The 16,709-nt window shown below is 63.4% G+C and carries 17 protein-coding genes; 5 read left to right on the plus strand and 12 right to left on the minus strand.

Features of this window, described 5'->3' with window-relative positions:
* Positions 1-134: 134 nt before the first annotated feature.
* Complete coding sequence (locus IHQ72_RS14405) at positions 135-1,841, minus strand: HAD family hydrolase (protein ID WP_258123033.1); 1,707 nt, start codon at positions 1,839-1,841, stop codon at positions 135-137.
* A 247-nt stretch (positions 1,842-2,088) separates the two neighbouring features.
* Entirely contained in the window at positions 2,089-2,373 is a 285-nt protein-coding gene (locus tag IHQ72_RS14410) for an acylphosphatase (RefSeq protein ID WP_258123834.1), read from the minus strand.
* 207 nt (positions 2,374-2,580) lie between these two features.
* On the opposite strand from IHQ72_RS14410, the gene IHQ72_RS14415 reads away from it, so the two are divergent.
* Together IHQ72_RS14415 and IHQ72_RS14420 are read left to right on the plus strand one after the other, a co-directional pair.
* Positions 2,581-3,393 carry a nucleotidyltransferase family protein gene (locus IHQ72_RS14415; RefSeq protein WP_258123034.1) on the plus strand — a complete coding sequence of 271 codons (813 nt, stop codon included), beginning with the start codon at positions 2,581-2,583 and terminating at the stop codon, positions 3,391-3,393.
* Positions 3,386-4,138 (plus strand): metallophosphoesterase family protein, encoded by a 753-nt coding sequence (locus tag IHQ72_RS14420; protein ID WP_258123035.1) that lies wholly within the window; start codon positions 3,386-3,388, stop codon positions 4,136-4,138. Before IHQ72_RS14415 ends, IHQ72_RS14420 begins: the two co-directional genes overlap by 8 nt.
* A gap of 98 nt (positions 4,139-4,236) precedes the next feature.
* On the opposite strand, the gene IHQ72_RS14425 is transcribed toward IHQ72_RS14420, so the two are convergent.
* Together IHQ72_RS14425 and IHQ72_RS14430 are read right to left on the minus strand one after the other, a co-directional pair.
* Positions 4,237-5,427, minus strand: coding sequence for an NADH-quinone oxidoreductase subunit D (locus IHQ72_RS14425; RefSeq protein WP_258123036.1), 1,191 nt, complete (start codon positions 5,425-5,427; stop codon positions 4,237-4,239).
* Between the two features lie 84 nt (positions 5,428-5,511).
* Positions 5,512-5,907 (minus strand): hypothetical protein, encoded by a 396-nt coding sequence (locus IHQ72_RS14430; protein ID WP_258123037.1) that lies wholly within the window; start codon positions 5,905-5,907, stop codon positions 5,512-5,514.
* 250 nt (positions 5,908-6,157) lie between these two features.
* Between IHQ72_RS14430 and IHQ72_RS14435 the strand changes: the two genes are divergently transcribed.
* Positions 6,158-6,595, plus strand: a complete 438-nt coding sequence (locus IHQ72_RS14435) for a CBS domain-containing protein (protein WP_258123038.1) — start codon at positions 6,158-6,160, stop codon at positions 6,593-6,595.
* 284 nt (positions 6,596-6,879) lie between these two features.
* Here IHQ72_RS14435 and IHQ72_RS14440 read toward each other — a convergent pair whose 3' ends face one another.
* From IHQ72_RS14440 to IHQ72_RS14455, 4 genes are all read right to left on the minus strand, one after another.
* Complete coding sequence (locus IHQ72_RS14440) at positions 6,880-7,239, minus strand: YybH family protein (protein ID WP_258123039.1); 360 nt, start codon at positions 7,237-7,239, stop codon at positions 6,880-6,882.
* Between the two features lie 135 nt (positions 7,240-7,374).
* A complete protein-coding gene (locus IHQ72_RS14445; RefSeq protein WP_258123040.1) occupies positions 7,375-7,590 on the minus strand; it encodes a hypothetical protein in 216 nt (71 codons plus the stop codon).
* A gap of 116 nt (positions 7,591-7,706) precedes the next feature.
* Complete coding sequence (locus IHQ72_RS14450) at positions 7,707-8,840, minus strand: NAD(P)/FAD-dependent oxidoreductase (protein ID WP_258123041.1); 1,134 nt, start codon at positions 8,838-8,840, stop codon at positions 7,707-7,709.
* 2 nt (positions 8,841-8,842) lie between these two features.
* Positions 8,843-8,968, minus strand: coding sequence for a hypothetical protein (locus tag IHQ72_RS14455; RefSeq protein ID WP_258123042.1), 126 nt, complete (start codon positions 8,966-8,968; stop codon positions 8,843-8,845).
* Positions 8,969-9,112: 144 nt separating this feature from the next.
* Between IHQ72_RS14455 and IHQ72_RS14460 the strand changes: the two genes are divergently transcribed.
* Positions 9,113-10,489: an aspartate aminotransferase family protein gene (locus IHQ72_RS14460; protein WP_258123043.1), complete on the plus strand. Its 1,377-nt coding sequence runs from the start codon at positions 9,113-9,115 to the stop codon at positions 10,487-10,489.
* A gap of 107 nt (positions 10,490-10,596) precedes the next feature.
* Here IHQ72_RS14460 and IHQ72_RS14465 read toward each other — a convergent pair whose 3' ends face one another.
* The 4 genes from IHQ72_RS14465 to IHQ72_RS14480 all read right to left on the minus strand — a co-directional run bounded on the left by IHQ72_RS14465 (position 10,597) and on the right by IHQ72_RS14480 (position 15,229).
* Positions 10,597-11,697: an alcohol dehydrogenase family protein gene (locus tag IHQ72_RS14465; RefSeq protein ID WP_258123044.1), complete on the minus strand. Its 1,101-nt coding sequence runs from the start codon at positions 11,695-11,697 to the stop codon at positions 10,597-10,599.
* An 8-nt stretch (positions 11,698-11,705) separates the two neighbouring features.
* Positions 11,706-13,085 (minus strand): aspartate aminotransferase family protein, encoded by a 1,380-nt coding sequence (locus IHQ72_RS14470; RefSeq protein WP_258123045.1) that lies wholly within the window; start codon positions 13,083-13,085, stop codon positions 11,706-11,708.
* 35 nt (positions 13,086-13,120) lie between these two features.
* Positions 13,121-14,614 (minus strand): NAD-dependent succinate-semialdehyde dehydrogenase, encoded by a 1,494-nt coding sequence (locus IHQ72_RS14475; protein ID WP_258123046.1) that lies wholly within the window; start codon positions 14,612-14,614, stop codon positions 13,121-13,123.
* Positions 14,615-14,710: 96 nt separating this feature from the next.
* Positions 14,711-15,229: an Lrp/AsnC family transcriptional regulator gene (locus IHQ72_RS14480; protein WP_258123047.1), complete on the minus strand. Its 519-nt coding sequence runs from the start codon at positions 15,227-15,229 to the stop codon at positions 14,711-14,713.
* 83 nt (positions 15,230-15,312) lie between these two features.
* Here IHQ72_RS14480 and ehuR point away from each other — a divergent pair, with 83 nt between their 5' ends.
* A complete protein-coding gene (gene ehuR / locus IHQ72_RS14485; protein WP_258123048.1) occupies positions 15,313-16,698 on the plus strand; it encodes a MocR-like ectoine utilization transcription factor EhuR in 1,386 nt (461 codons plus the stop codon).
* The last annotated feature ends 11 nt before the right edge of the window (positions 16,699-16,709 follow it).

Below are 16,709 nucleotides of genomic sequence, written 5' to 3' on the forward strand. Positions count from 1 at the left end.
TTGATGGAGGCGGCGAAGCGATTTCCACGCCTCGCATCAGTGGTCGTTGATGTGCGGATATGCCGTTCGGCGGCGATCCGCCATCGGCGAAGCTCGATACAATCGGCCTCGATACCACAGGGCATGGGCGGATTTCAGTCGGCGGGCGCGGTGTAGCGGCGATGGACCGCTTCCGCGATGGCGGCGCGGCTTCTATGCGGATCGAGACTATCGTCATCCTCGATGACAGCCGCTTCCTCCGCAAGTCCCTGGTCCTTGACCTGGTCGCGGAACCAGGCCGAATAATCGCCCGCGCGCAAGTGATGCTCCCAGGTGCGGTCGTCGATCCCCTCGGCGATATGGAGGAACATCATGAGATTTTGCGCTTTCAGGTTGAGCTTGCGGTCCGCGCCGCGGAAATAGAAACTGTTGTCGCCAAGATCGCCCTCGGCATACTTCCGAATATGGCGCTTGCGTTCCTGCCGGGGACGCTCGATTGAGATCGGCCTTGCGGGATCGGCTGTCGACCGGTTCCAATGCAAGACCTTGTTTTCCGGTGGCGGCACGACGCCCGGCGGTACGCCCTCGCCAATTGCGGCACAGAAGCTTTCGACGACCTTGTCGGCTTCCGGGCCAAGAGCCAGCACCGTGTCGACACCTGCCAGCACGTCCCGCGAAACCAGATCGGGATGTACTGTGACCAGAATGGTCGCCGAAAGGCTTTTTGGAAGCGCAAAGGATGTGCCATCGCGCGCGTGCGGCAACAGGTGGTGTGCCTCGTCGATGATCAGCCAGTGCGGGCGTCCGGTGCGGGCGCGAAGCGCGGCAAGCTCCGGCAGCAGCTTGGCGAAGGCGTTTGGCCGCTCCGCGGTCTTGATCCCGAGCATGTTGACGGCGACATTGTTGGACGGCTTCGACAAGAGGTCGAAGATTTCGCGCGAGCTCGGCGGGCTTTTGGCGTCGCCAACCACCAGCACGTCCTCCAGTTCCTCGTAGTCGCCCTCCGGGTCGAGCACGCAAAATTGGAAGCCTTGCTCGACGAAGCGCTCGGTCAGGGCGGTGGCGAGGGTGGATTTTCCGATCCCCGACGTGCCGGCCAGCAGCACGCCGCCGCCGCGCGGTGAAAGCTGCATCACCGCGCCCGATCCGTCGTCCGCGCCAATCTCGATGCGTTGCCGCGCCGTGTCCAGCAAGGCGGCGTCATGTGAGATGAGGCCCTCGATCAACTCCCTCACGCCCGCGCCGCGGGCACCATTCGTCACGTGGCCCGCCGTCTCCCTTACCTTCGGCAGTGCATTGGCGACTGCAACTCCGAAGCCGACGGCGCGCAGAAAGGCATGGTCGTTCTCCGCATCGCCGATGCCGACGACATTGTGGGCGGACAATTCCAGATCCTCAAGGGCAGCCGCAAGACCGGTCGCCTTGTTGACCCCGCTCGGCAGCACCATGACGGCACCCTTGTTGAAGATGATCTCCAGCTCCAGGCCAAGGTCCTTGATCACTTCCAGCACGATGGTCTCGTTGGGCTCCCTGGTGGCGACGACGGAACGTCCAATCGACAGGGGGGCGATCTTGCGCATCATCAGCCTGTCGACGAATTCCGCCGGAGGCGCAGGCGCCAGGATGCGCTCCTCCTTCGAAGCCGGCGTGTAGACGAGCGCGCCGTTTTCGGCGACGACTTTGTCGAAAATGCCAAGCTCCGGGAAAACGCTTGCGAGGTCGGCAAGCTCGCGACCGGTGACCATTATCAACTTGCGGCCGGTTTCCTTCAGCCGCCCAAGCGCGGCACGGGTCGCATCGGAAACGACCCCGTTTTCCGCGAGTGTGCCGTCGTAGTCAGTGGCTAGTGCAAGAGCATACATCGAGTTGTAGTCGGCAGTCCGAAAGCCGAACCGAGATGCTTTCTTCGCCGAAACTGGGTGGAAAGCCGTCTGCTCGGGTGACGTCCATTGGCCGAATCCCGTCTTCGTTTGTCATGGCCGCCCGTAATCATGGCTGATTGGTCCAAACGGCGCTGGCTGTCGATTGTTCCCGGCGGCGCAAGGCAAAAGTCGCGGAGGCCTGGCTTTTGGTTGAGCATCGGCTTTTCCCAAAGCCGGTATCCGCTTGCTAGCCGATGATCCTGAATCCGTTCGGCTCCTGGCCGGGATCGACGTCTTGGGATGTCACGCCGGAAACCGACGCCCCGGTCGGCCCTTTCCACAACCGGTTCATCATCGTCGAAACCGCGCCCTCGGCTCCGACGATCAGTGCCGTTACGGATCCGTCATCCTCGTTGCGAACCCACCCGGACAAACCGAGCTTCTCGGCCTCGGTCCGTGTCCACACGCGAAAGGAGACGCCTTGCACTCTGCCACTGAGCCTGACGCGTACCGCCTTGCGCCCATCCTCCATCATGATCACCTCCGTGCCAGTGGTTTTCTCATATCTTCAACTCCCCGGCGACGGAAAAGGCTCCGCCTTCGCGTTTCCAACGGCGTCGGCTGCCCGCCAGTCCGATACAGACATCCGTCCGCCTGATGTCGGCCAACGGAACCATGCGGCGGCGGCTTTGTTAAGGACGAACAGCTGCAGGTTGCTGGGCTTCGGAGCCACGACTTCATGACCAACGATTCTCCAACGGGCGGCGCCATCCCGGCATCCGTTCCGACGATCGATCCAAAAGCAGCGCCGACGCTTCAGCACGCCGAGGCCGAGGTCTTTTATACAGAGGCGATCCGCGAACTCGCCGCGACGGACATTCCCTTTCTTGTCGCCGGCACCTACGCGGTGAGCGCCTATACGGGTGTCACGCGCCAGACCAAAGACCTCGACATTTTCTGCAAGGCCGGCGACTACGCCCGCATCCTTGCCCATTTCAAGCAGGCCGGCTATGCGGTCGAGATCGTGGACGACCGATGGCTTGGAAAGGTCTTCAAAAGCACGCATTTTTTTGACGTCATATTCGCATCGGCAAACGGCACTATGCCGGTCGGCGACCAGTGGCTGGAGCATGCACGGCAGATCGAGCTGCTGGGCAGTCAGGTGCGGATCGTAGGTCCGACCGAGCTTATCTGGTCCAAATGCTTCATCCAGGACAGAGGCCGCCACGACGGCGCCGACATCGCTCATACCATCCTCAAGGCGCAGGATCAGATCGATTGGCACCGGCTGCTTTCCTACCTCGAAGTTCACTGGGAGGTGCTGTTGATGCAACTTCTCAATTTCCGGTGGATCTATCCGAGCGAGCGCGATCACATTCCCGCCTGGCTGCTCGACGAATTGCTTGACCGGCTCGCCAAGCAAAGGGAGTTGCCTACTCCCCGGATGAAAATCTGCCGCGGACGCCTGCTTTCGCAGGCCGACTACGAAATCGACGTCAAGGAATGGGGCTTTGCCGGCGTCGGCGGAACAGGAGAATTTCGTGATGGCTGAGAAGGGTACAACTGCCACGGCAAGGGTTGGGAACGGCGGCACCGTGAGGATTGCGGCCGTCGGCGACCTGCATGTGAAGGAAGACGCCCAGGCCTCTTGTCGTGATCTCTTCGGCGAGGTCTCGCGCGAAGCGGACGTCCTCGTGCTCACTGGCGACCTCACCAATCTCGGCAAGCCGCGTGAGGCCGAAATCCTTGCGGAGGATTTGCGCGCCTGCGCAATCCCAGTCGTCGCCGTGCTCGGCAACCATGACTATGAATCCGATGCGGTCGATGACGTCGCCCACATCCTTCGGCAGGCGGGCGTCCATCTTCTCGACGGCCAGACGACGGAAATCAAGGAGGTCGGCTTTGTCGGCGTGAAGGGTTTCATTGGCGGTTTTGGATCACGCATGCTCGGCTCGTTCGGCGAGCCGGCGATCAAGGCGATGGTCGCCGAAAGCGTCAGCGAGTCGATGCGGCTCGAAAACGCAATGCGGCAGGTTCGCACCAACCGTACGGTCGTCGTCCTGCACTACGCTCCGGTGGTCGAGACGGTCGCTGGCGAGCCATTGGAGATTTTTCCGTTCCTGGGATCGTCGCGCCTGGCCGAGACGATCGATCGGTTCAAGGTCAGCGCCGTGGTGCATGGCCACGCGCATCGCGGCGTCTATGAAGGTCGTACGCCGGGCGGTGCCCCGGTATATAACGTCGCCATGCACGTGGCGAAGCCGACCGGCCGTCCCTACGCCTTGCTCGAAATCTGAAACCTCCTGCGCGTGGTTAGAGCGGACGCGTTCAAGTTGAAAGAGGCATCCCGCTCTATCTGTTTGTTTTAGCCGCATTTCTTGGCTGCAAAAATGCTCTAGCGGTCGATCTCGCCGAACACGATATCGAGCGACCCGATGATCGCGGCGACATCGGCGATCATGTGCCCCCGTGACAGAAAATCCATCGCCTGCAGATGGGCAAAGGACGGCGCCCGGATCTTGCACCGATAAGGAGTGTTGCTGCCATTCGAAACCAGATAGACGCCGAATTCGCCCTTCGGCGCCTCCACGGCGACATAGACCTCTCCGGCGGGCACGCGAACACCCTCCGTGTAGAGTTTGAAATGGTGGATAGTCGCTTCCATCGAGCGTTTCATCGTCGCCCGCGGCGGCGGCGTGATCTTGTGGTTCGGAATCGCGACCGGTCCGCGGCCTTCCGGCGATCGCAATTTCTCCAGGCATTGTTTCATGATCCGCACCGACTGGCGCATTTCCTCCATGCGGACGAGGTAGCGGTCATAGCAGTCGCCGTTCTTGCCGATGGGAATGTCGAAATCCATCTCGGGGTAGCATTCATATGGCTGCGCCTTGCGCAAATCCCATGCTGCGCCCGACCCGCGCACCATCGGGCCGGAGAAGCCCCAGGCCCAGGCGTCGTCCTGCCCGATCACACCGACATCGACATTGCGCTGCTTGAAGATGCGGTTGCCGGTGAGCAATTCGTCGAGGTTGTCGCAGACCTTGAGGAACGGGTCGCAGAAATTCCAGATGTCGTCCAGCAGCTTCGGAGGCAGATCCTGGTGCACGCCGCCGATCCTGAAATAATTCGCATGCATGCGGGCGCCGGAAGCGCGCTCGTAGAAGACCATCAGCTTTTCGCGCTCGGCGAAACCCCAGAGCGGCGGGGTCAGCGCGCCGATATCCATGGCCTGCGTCGTGACGTTGAGGAGATGCGACAAGAGCCGGCCGATTTCGCAAAAGAGAACACGGATGAGCTGTCCGCGCTTCGGGACCGATATTTCGAGCAGCTTCTCGGCGGCGAGGCAGAACGCATGCTCCTGGTTCATTGGCGCGACGTAGTCGAGCCGGTCGAAATAGGGCAGGGCCTGCAGATAGTTCTTGTATTCGATGAGTTTTTCCGTGCCGCGGTGGAGCAGACCGATATGGGGATCGGCGCGGTCGACGATCTCGCCGTCCAGTTCCAGCACCAGCCGCAGGACGCCGTGAGCAGAGGGATGCTGCGGCCCGAAGTTGAGGGTGAAGTTGCGAACTGCGGCTTCGACCATGACGGTGCTCCGCTGTGGGTTTTCAGGGCCGAAGCCGCGTGCTCCGGTCCGCCACGCCCGGACCGACGATCAGGTGCCCGCCGATCACGTGGTTGTCTGGATGATCAGCGTCAGCATGCCATCGCCATCGATGTTGGCGGCGACAACCTGCGAGGAATCAAGCCCGCTCGCCGCCAGCGCCGTTGCTGCCTGCGGCGACGCATCGATCGAACTCTGCAGGGTAAGCAGATCTTCAACGCTGGTCTGGGTGATCACGGCCTCGGCTTGTGTCTTGAGTTCCGGCGGCAAATCCTCGAGGGCGACAATCGCAATGCCAGTAAAGTTCTGGTCGGTGAAACCTTGATCCGGCAGGGCTTGGTCAGGCAGGGCCTGGTCAGGCGTTTGGTTAGGCAGGCTTGGATCGGGCAGGGCTTCCGGAGCCGGGGGTGCGATCTGGGGAAGCTGCGGCTCGGTGGATTGCGCGTGGATCGGCTGCGCCAAGGCCAATCCCGAAAGGGCGGCAATTGTCGTCAACATGCGCATGATCGTTCCTTCCGTTTTCCGTTTGCTCGGGGAGGATCACTCGGTGATCACACAACCATCGTGCCGGATTATGGTTCCCGTCCGGCACGGATGTGGCCAGGTGTCGCGCGTGGTCGAACCATGGGAACGATTCCGACAGGCGTTCATTCTCCCTTGATCACACCTTCATCACAGGATCGGCGGGGCGCTGCAGCTCGAGGAGAAAGCCATGAGAATCAGCGAGTGCATGACACGGAAAGTTCAGGTCGCCAGTCCGGACCAGTCCTTGCGGAATGCCGCACGAGCCATGGCCGATCTTGACGCCGGTGTTCTGCCCGTGGGTGAGAATGAGCGGCTGGTCGGCATGATCACGGACCGCGACATTGCCGTCCGTGGGATCGCGGTGGGCAGAGGTCCCGACACCAAGATCAGGGATGTGATGAGCACGGAGGTACAGTGCTGCTTTGACGACCAGGAAGTCGGTGATGTTCTTCAGAATATGCGCGATCTCAAACTGCGGCGAATGCCGGTGATCAGCCGCGACCGGCGGTTGATTGGCATTGTCTCGCTCGGCGACCTCGCCACGAATGGCGAGCCCGCCTGGGCCGGCGAAGCGCTGGGCGGCATTTCGCAGCCGGGCGGTGACCATTCGCAGACGGCGCACTGATGCATCATAACCAGATTTGAAGTTCCTGCTCGATCGACGGCATCTGCGTTCAGGAAGTTCGGATCCAAAACCGCACTGGATTTTCAGTCCTTGCGCTACAGCGCGTGCGCGTCGGACGCGCAAGGACGCTGTGGCGCTTGGTTTGCGCATGATCCCCAGCGAAGCTCATGCGTCGGGCGGACGCTAGAGCGGGATACGTTCAAATTGAACTGCATTCCGCTCTATCTATTTGTTTTAGCCGCATTTCTGCGACGCCAAGTGATTTCACTTGGCTGCAAAATGCTTTACGCAACGGAGAATCGATCGATGACCCATAGCCATGTTCCGTCGTCTTGGCGGCGGGCGACCTCGGCGGTTACGGTGCCATCGGGAAGACGGGTTGACGTGAGTGCCAAGTCTCCGCTGACAACTGCCGGTGCCTGAGTTCCGGCAGCAAATTTTCGGCCCGTTGCGGTGATGTCCGCGAAGAGTGCCCGGATCGCTTCGCGGCCACGCGTCAGTCGGCCTTCACCGCTGTCGACGACGGCATGCGGCTCAAAAAGCGCGGCCATGCCGTCGATGTCTCCCGCCCACTGACGGGAGATCAGCAGGCGCTCCAAATCCTGGGGATCACGCGCCGGTTCACGGCTTGGTTCATCGGTCATGGCGAGACTCCTCCGACGCTCGGTACCAAAGCGTTCGATCCTGCGTCAAATTTCGTTGGAAGACGAGCCGCCGTGTTGCGGGGAAGCTCCGCCATAAGCTGATCGCCAGGTAGAGCAGCTAGGCGATCATCCTCCTCAGTCGACATCGCGGGCCGCAACGTGCCATTCGGCGGCGCCGGCGCGGCGCCGATGGCTACTGCTGTCGTTGAGGAAGTCGGCGATCCTTGCCGCCGACTTCGCCGAGGCGAAGGTGAGCAGCCGATCGTGATGGACCACGGGCTCGCCGGCCTCATTGTCCCAGATCTCGAACCGGCAGCTTGGGTTCGGTATGGCTTCGAAACGGTTCTTCACTTCGATGGTTCCGGTGATCGTCGGACCCAGGTTCCGCGACCCCGGCTTACGGATGGCTTACGGGCGTTTTGGATTGTGCTTTTGGCAACGGGCGCGCTCGCGCGGGTCGCCCTCGGCTAGCTGGCCTTCGGCGCGAGGCGCTGCGCGACATGGTCGGCGATCGCCAGGCTTGACGTCAGGCCGGGGCTCTCGATGCCGAACAGATTGACCAGGCCCTCCACGCCGTGCACCGCCGCGTCCTGGATGATGAAGTCGGCATTGGCTTCGCCGGGACCGGAGAGCTTCGGCCGGATGCCGCTATAGGCCGGCTGCAGGCTGCCATCGGCCAGGTCCGGCCAGTATTTGCGGATCTCGTCGTAGAAGCGCTCGCCACGCGTTGGATCGACGCGATAGTCGAGTGTCTCGGTCCATTCGACGTCAGGCCCGAAGCGGGCGACGCCGTCGAGGTCGAGCGTCAGATGGACGCCGAGCCCGCCGGGTTCGGGCACGGGATAGACCAGCCGCGAGAATGGCGCCCGGCCGGCGACCGAAAAATAATTGCCCTTGGCATAGCGAAGATCTGGCACGAATTGCGGGTCGAGCCCGTCAAGCGAGCCGGCAAGTGCTGTGGCGCCAAGCCCGGCAGCGTTGATGAAGCGCGTGGTGGCGATTTCAAAGCGCTGGCCGCTGGTGCTGTCGACCGTGTCGAGCACGATGTGCCCACCCTCGACGCCGCCCCCGATGCGGCCGCAGACGATGCGGGTGTTGAGGCTGAGCGCCGCCCCGTGCTCCTCGGCGTCGCCCAGCAGCGCAAGCATCAGGGCATGGCTGTCGATGATGCCGGTGGCGGGAGACAAAAGGGCCGCCGTGCACCGCAGCTTGGGCTCCAGCCTGCGAGCCTCTGCTGCGGTCAAGGGCGTCAAATCGCCCGCGCCGCAAGCAGAGGCGTTGGCCAGGATGGAAGCGAGCACCGGCTCCTGTTCGGCATCGGTGGCGACGATGAGCTTGCCGCAGCGCGCATGCGGCACCGCCCGCTCCTGGCAATAACGGTAGAGCTTTTCCCGGCCTGGCACGCAGAGCCGGGCCTTCAGCGATCCGGCCGGATAGTAGATGCCGGCATGGATGACCTCGGAATTGCGCGAACTGGTCCCGGTGCCGATGGCGTTCTCGGCCTCGAGGATCAGGGTATCCATGCCACGCCGCGCCATCTCTCGCGCGATCGCGAGGCCAATGACGCCGGCGCCGGCGACGATGCAGTCGACATGGTCCACGATCAGGCCACCTCAGCCTTGTTGTTGTGCCTGCTGGTGACCCGTTCGGGGATCAAGTCTTGGCGACGCGCACCGCCGGCTTGGCGCAGGTTCTCGCGTTCTGCAGCCTCGAAGCTGAAATTCTGCATGTCTTCCGTCCATCCGCCAGCCCTTCCGAAAGGGCTTGACACCCTTACAAGAAACGGATGCACCAAACAGCATTAATCCAGAGGCCGATGCGCGCGCCGAACGGCGGCAGGACGCACGTCCCGGCATGCAGGACAGGAGCCATCATGGACGCTCGACCGAATTCTCCCGAAGCCCGCGACATCAGCTACCACATGCACGGCTACACCAATGCCCGCAAGCATGAGGAAGCAGGGCCACTCGTCATCGAGAAGGGCGACGGCATCTATGTCGAGGATCTCGCCGGCAACCGCTATATCGAGGCGATGGCCGGGCTTTGGAGCGTCGCGGTCGGCTTTTCGGAGAAGCGGCTGGTCGATGCGGCGGTGCGCCAGATGTCCAAGCTGCCTTACTATCACGACTTCGGCTCCAAATCGCATTCGCCGCTGATCGATCTCGCCGAGAAGCTGGTGCAGATGGCGCCGGTGCCGATGAGCAAGGCGTATTTCACCAATTCCGGCTCCGAGGCCAACGATACGGCCATGAAGATGATCTGGTACCGGTCGAATGCGATCGGCCAGCCGGCACGCAAGAAGATCATCAGCCGCAATCGCGGCTATCACGGCGTCACCATTGCCGCGGCAAGCCTGACCGGCCTGCCCAACAACCACACTTCCTTCGACCTGCCGATTGCCAATGTGCTGCACACTTCGACGCCGCACCACTGGCGCGAGGCGCTGCCAGGCGAGAGCGAAGCAGAGTTTTCGAGCCGGCTTGCCGACGATTTGGAAAAGCTGATCCTGGCCGAAGGACCGGAAACCATCGCTGCCTTCTTCGGCGAGCCGATCATGGGCGCCGGCGGCGTCATCGTGCCGCCGGCCGGCTACTGGGAGAAGATCCAGGCGGTCCTGTCGAAATACGACATCCTGCTCGTCGCCGACGAGGTCATCTGCGGTTTTGGCCGAACCGGCGAGATGTTCGGCTCGCAGACCTTCGGCATCAGGCCCGACATCATGGTGCTGTCGAAGCAGATCTCTTCCTCCTATCTGCCGATCTCGGCCCTGCTGATCAACGAGAAAATGTTCGAGCCGATTGCCGACGAAAGCAATCGGATCGGCACCTTCGGTCACGGCTTCACCGGCGGCGGTCACCCCGTCGCGGCCGCGGTCGCATTCGAGAACCTGAAGCTGATCGAGGAGCGCGACCTTGTCGGCAATGCGCGCACGGTTGGCGCGCATATGCAGAAGCGGCTGCGCAAGCTGGCCTCGCACCCGCTTGTCGGTGAGGTGCGCGGCGTCGGCCTGATCGCGGCGGTCGAACTGGTCGGCGACAAGGCGAACAAGACGCCGTGGGAGACGGCCGGCGCGCTGGGCGGGCTCGTCAACGGCTTTATGCAGCAGAACGGCGTGATCTCGCGCAACATGGGCGACGCGCTGGCCTTCTGCCCGCCGCTGATCATCACCGAGCCCCAGGTCGATCAGATGATCGATGCGCTCGAAAGATCGCTCGAAGCCGCCGTCAAGCAGGTCGGCCCACAGAGCTGAACAGGTCATCGGAACGAAGAGGTCGCGGCGCCGCATGGCCATGTCGCGCTCGACCTCACCGTGTCGGCGAACAGCCCAGGCCTGCCATAGTCCTCTCTGTCGACGCGCTACGCGGCGCTCCCAACGGCGTCCGGAACGACCACCAGCTTGCCGACGAAATCCTTGGCGATGAAGTCCGCCTGGGCTTGGTGGAAATCGGACAGCCTGTAGACGCCGCCGACCAGCGGCCGGATCTTCTTCTCCTCGATGTAGCGGACGATACGGCGAAAGTCCGCCCGCGTGCCCTGGCTCGAGCCGTGAAGTTGGAGCTGCTTCAGATACATGGTGCGCAGATCGAACTGCACGACCGGGCCGGCAATCGCGCCGGCGGTGGTGTAGCGGCCTTCGGGCCGAAGAATGCGCAGGAGGTCATTGAAGATCGCGCCGCCGACCAGGTCGGCAACCACGTCGATCGGCTGTCCGCCGGTCGCCGCGTTGACGGCGGCAGGCAGGTCGGCGACGCCACGGGTGATCACCGCCTCGGCGCCAATGTCGAGCACGGCCTTTTCCTTGCCCTTGCCGACTACGGCATAGGGGATGGCGCCGCGCGCCCGCGCCAGCTGCACGATGCCGGAGCCGACGCCGCCGGAGGCGCCGGTGACCAGCACGCGCTCGCCGGCCTTCAATGCGGCGCGTTCCAGCATCTGTTCGCCGGTGAGATAGGCGCAGCAAAACGTGGCGAGTTCGACATCGGTCAGCTCGGTGTTGACGACATGGGCATTGTCGGCTGGCACGGTCTGGTACTCGGCATAGCCGCCGTCACGGCCGTGGCCCATATAGTCTATATCGGCGAGTGAATCGTCGTCGCGATTGTAGATCGAGAAATCGACCATCACCCGCTCGCCGATGCGGGCCGAAGAAACAGCGTCGCCGACGGCAACGATGTGGCCGACCGTGTCGGTGCCCTGGATGCGTGGGAAGGTCAGCGTGTTGCCTTGGCGGCGCCAGGTCGACACGGCGGCAGCATCCTCCTCCGTGCCATAGGCGCCCTGTCGCACCCAGACATCGGTGTTGTTCATGCCGCAAGCGGTGACCTTGACCAGCACCTCGCCCGGGGCGGGCGAGGGCACTTTCACGTCGGTGCGGTAGACGAGCTTTTCCGGCCCGCCGTGACCGATCAGCTGCACGGCGGCCATGGTGGCGGGGAGGGTTTTGGTCATGGCATTCATGTCAGTTTTCAGATGTTGGCAAACACGCTCTTCACCGCCTCGGCCGTCTTCGACACGACGATGTCGGCCTCTTCGCGCGTCAGGCAGAGCGGCGGCGCGAAGCCGAGAATGTCGCCCTGCGGCATGGCGCGGCCGATGACGCCACGCTCGGCAAGGGCGGTCGCGACCTGCGGCCCGATCTTCTGTGAGGCGTCGAAGAACACGCGGTCGTCCTTGTCGGCGATGAACTCGACCGCCGCCAGCATGCCGTCGCCGCGCACCTCGCCGACATTTTTGTGGCCACCGACGGCTTTCGTCAGTTCGGCGCGGAAATAGGCGCCGGTTTCGCCTGCGTTGGTCACCAGGTCCATCTCGTCGATCAGTTCCAGGTTGGCGACGCCGGCGGCAACGCAGATCGGATGCGCCGAATAGGTCCAGCCATGGCCTATGCTGCCGAGCTTGTCGGAACCCTGCACCAGCACCTGCCAGACCTTGTCCGCGACGATGACGCCCGACAGCGGCGCGTAGGCCGAGGTCAGGCCCTTGGCGATGGTGATCAGGTCGGGCTTGATGCCGTAATGGTCGGAGCCGAACATCGTGCCCAGCCGGCCAAAGCCGGTGACCACTTCGTCGGCGACCAGCAGCACATCATATTTCTTGAGCACCGCCTGGATCTTTTCCCAGTAGAGAGCGGGCGGCGGCACGATGCCGCCGGTGCCGAGGATCGGCTCGCCGATGAAGGCGGCGACGGTTTCGGGACCTTCGGCGAGGATCATTTCTTCGAGCTTGTCGGCGCAGTATTGCGAGAACTGCTCCTCACTCATCGAGCGGTCGGCGCGGCGGAAGTAGTAGGGTGCCTCGGTGTGCAGGATCGGCGCACGCGGCAGGTCGAAGGCGTTGTGGAACAGGTCGAGCCCGGTCAGCGATCCGGTCATGACGCCGGAGCCGTGATAGCCGCGCCAGCGCGAGATGATCTTCTTCTTCTCCGGCCGGCCAAGCACGTTGTTGTAATACCAGATCAGCTTGATGTTGGTTTCGTTGGCGTCGGAACCGGAGAGGCCGAAATAGACCCTCGACATGCCTTGCGGGGCGCGGTCGATGATCATCTTGGCAAGCGTGATCGACGCCTCGGTGCCGTGTCCGACATAGGCGTGATAGTAGGCGAGGTTCTTGGCCTGCGCGGCAATGGCGTCGGCGATCTTCTGGCGGCCGTAGCCGACATTGACGCAGTAAAGCCCGGCGAAAGCGTCGATGCTCTTGCGGCCATTGTTGTCCCAGATGGTGACGCCTTCGCCGCCGGCGATCACCCGGGTCGGCGATTCACCCCGTGCATGCGTGCCCATATGGGTCGAGGGATGGAAGAAGTGGTCGCGGTCCCAGGCGGCGAGTTCGTTGGACTGGTCGAGCATTTTTTTTACTCCTGAGGAAAAGTATCGGGTGCGGCCTAGGCCACGTCCAGGCAGAGATATCTAAGATCGGTAAAGGCTTCGAGCCCGTGGCGCGAGCCCTCGCGGCCGATGCCGGACTGTTTGACGCCGCCGAACGGGATCGGCGCGCCGGTGATCTTCACGCGGTTGATGGCGACCATACCGTAGTCGAGCGCGCGGCCCATGCGCAATTGGCGGCCGCCGTTCTCGGTGACGACATAGGCGACGAGGCCGTATTCGGTGGCGTTGGCGCGGGCGATGACCTCGTCTTCGCTGTCGAAGGGCGTCACCGCGGCGACCGGACCAAAAGTTTCCTCGCGCATGATCAGCGCGTCGTCGGTGACATCGGCCAGCAGGGTCGGCCGGTAGAACAGTGGCCCGGCCGGATGTCTGCCGCCGCCGGTTAGGCAGTGCGCGCCATGGGCTAGCGCATCGGCAACTTGCTCCTCGACCTTCTTGACGCCGCGCTCGTGCATCAACGGCCCGATGTCGGTGTCATCGGCCAGGCCATTGCCTGTCCGCAACCCCTCGATGCGCCTGGCGAAGGCGGCGCAGAAACGATCATAAATCGGACGCTGGACATAGATGCGGTTGGCGGCAAGGCAATCCTGGCCGGACGTGGCGAATTTGGCATCGATGGCTATGGTCACAGCCTTGTCGAGATCGGCGTCGGCAAAGACGATCAGCGGCGCAGAACCGCCAAGCTCCATGACCAACCGCTTCATCGTCGGCGCACTTTGCGCGGCGATAAGCCTGCCGATCTCGGTCGAGCCGGTGAAGCTCATGGCCCGGACGCGAGCGTCTTCGCACATCCGCCCAACGATGGTCGAAGCCTTGCCGGTGAGAATGTTGAAGACGCCAGCCGGCAGGCCGGCGCGTTCGCCGAGCTCGGCCAGCGCCAATGCCGACAGCGGCGTTTCCGACGAAGGATGCGCCACGATCGTGCAGCCGGCGGCAAGGGCGGCCGCGGCCTTGCGGGTCAGCATGGCCGCGGGAAAATTCCATGGCGTGACGACGCCGACGACGCCGAGCGGTTCGCGCCGCACCATCATTTCGGCGTTCGGCAAATGGCTGGTGACGCTTTCGGCGTTGAGGCGTTTTGCCTCCTCGGCATACCACTCGACGAAGGAGGCGGCATAGTCGATCTCGCCAAGCGATTCCCTAAGCGGCTTGCCCTGTTCCAGCGTCATCAGCAGCGCCAGATCATCTTTGGCGGCGATGATCAGATCGAACCATTTTCGTAGGATTCTTGCGCGTTCCTGCGGGAGCGCTGCACGCCAGGCGGGAAAGGCGCGGGATGCCGCATTGATCGCCTTGTTTGTCTGCCTGCTATCGAGCGCGGCAACCCAGGCGACGGTGGCGCCTGTGGCAGGATCGGTTACCTCAAAACTTTCGGCGGCCTCACTCGCCGTCCAGTGGCCATCGACATAGGCGAGTTCGCGCAGCAGCCGGCGATCGGCGAGGCGGTCGAGCGCTTCGTGGCGTTGTGGGCGAGCAAAATGCGCGGACATGTTCGAAACCTCCCGGTTCGGAGTGGATACGGGAAGATTATCGCGCGACCCTAGACAGAGAGGCTGTTTCGGCACGTCCCCAGAGAGAGATTGTCTCTATTCGCCCGCCCCGGCAGACGATCTCTCTAGCGCTACCGGCAACAGATCCGCCACCGGCAAGGCGACCTCCTCCTTCACCGTCTTGGTGACGATGTAGGTGAAATAGCGGTCGATGCCGATCTCGCGTTCGAGCAGGGCGTCGACCAACCGCTGGTAGGCGTCGATGTCGCGCGCCATCACTTTCAGCAGATAGTCGACGCCGCCGCCCACCGACCAGCAGGCGACGATTTCTGGGATATCGCGGATGACGCGCTCGAAACGGTCGAAATCGGCCTGGCGGTGGCTGGCCAGCGTCACCTCCATCAGTACGGTTGCGACCGGCGCGACGGCGCGCATCGCAACCTTGGCGTGATAGCCGGAGACGATGCCGGCCTTTTCCAGCTTGCGCAGCCGCATCCAGCACGGCGTCGGCGACAGGCCGACCTTGTCGGCGAGCGCCAGCTTGGTGATGCGCCCGTCGCGCTGGACCGCGTCGAGGATTTTGAGGTCGATCTGATCGAGTTTCGGTGCGGCCATGAGCGTCCACTTTTTCGTCCCCGACACCATGACGGCGCATTATTTCGATTGTCAATTGCACTGATTTCGATCTCTAATATGTCATGACATTGTGGCGTCCAGATCCCGCGCTCATCCGGCGGCCGGCCTATCAATCACTCGCCGATCAGTTCGCGCGCGCCATCCATGATGGGCGGCTGGCCAATGGCGCGCGGCTGCCGACGCATCGCCGGCTGGCCGACGAATTGAAGCTTTCGGTGCAGACAGTCAGCCGCGCCTATGAGGAACTGATCCGCCGAGGCCTGGTCTCCGGCGAGATCGGCCGCGGCAGCTTCGTGCAGACGCAGCGCCGCGAGCCGGAGCCGCCCTATCTGCCGGAACGCCTTGGCGAGGTCATCGACCTCTCGATCCTGAAGCCGGTCTGCGAGCCGATGCATCTGGAGCGGCTGAAGCAGGCGCTGGGCTGGCTTGCCGAAAACCTGCCGTCGAGTTCGGCGCTGTCGTTCCGGCCGAACATGGTGTTTCCGCGCCACCGTGCGGTGGCGGTCGAATGGCTGCGGCTGTGCGGTCTCGATGTGTCTGCGCAGAACGTCAGCCTGACCAACGGCGCCACGGCCGGCATGACGGTGGCGCTGATGAGCGTGGCGCCGCCCGGTTCGACCGTCGCCACCGAGGCGATCGGCCACCACACGCTGATCCCGCTGGCGCGCTATCTCGGCTTCAACCTCGAAGGCTTGCCGATCGACGACAACGGTCTGATCCCGGAGGCGCTCGATGAGGCGTGCCAGCTTTCCGACATCCGCGCCGTGTTCGTGCAGCCCTCGGTGATCAACCCGACCGCAACGCTTATGGACGCCGCGCGGCGCGAGCAGATCGCCGCGGTGGCGCGCCGGCACGACATCGCCATCATCGAGAACGACGTGCTCGGCCCGTTGGTCGAGAGCCGTCCGCCGCCGGTCGCCGCCTTCGCGCCCGAGCGTACGCTCTACGTCACCTCCTTCACCAAGATCGTGGTGCCGGGCCTGCGCATCGGCTATCTCGCGGCGCCCGACCGCTATGCCGCCGCCGTCGCCAACCGGCATCTCGTCTCCAACTGGATGGCGACGCCGCTGGTGGCCGAGATCGCGACAAAATGGGTGGCCGACGGCACGGCGATGGAGCTCGTCCGCTGGCAACGTTCGGCGCTGCGGCGGCGGCAGGAGATTGCTGCCCAGGTGCTTGCCGGGGTCGACTATCGTGTCCATCGCGACGGATTGCATCTGTGGCTGCAGCTGCCCGGCGACCGCGCCGAGGAAAGCTTCGTCTCGCAGGCCCGCCTGCAGGGCGTGGCGATCGCACCAGGCACATCGTTCCGTATCTCGGCGGCGCCCTGGCAGCCAGCGGTTCGGATCTCGCTGGGCTCGACAACCGAGGGGGAACTGCGCGCCGGCCTCAGCGTTGTGACCAAACTTCTGCTCGGCGATCCGGAGCATCTCCTGCTGGCGATCTAGGCAGACATTGC

The sequence above is a fragment of the Mesorhizobium onobrychidis genome (genome assembly GCF_024707545.1).
Lineage (GTDB): Bacteria > Pseudomonadota > Alphaproteobacteria > Rhizobiales > Rhizobiaceae > Mesorhizobium > Mesorhizobium onobrychidis.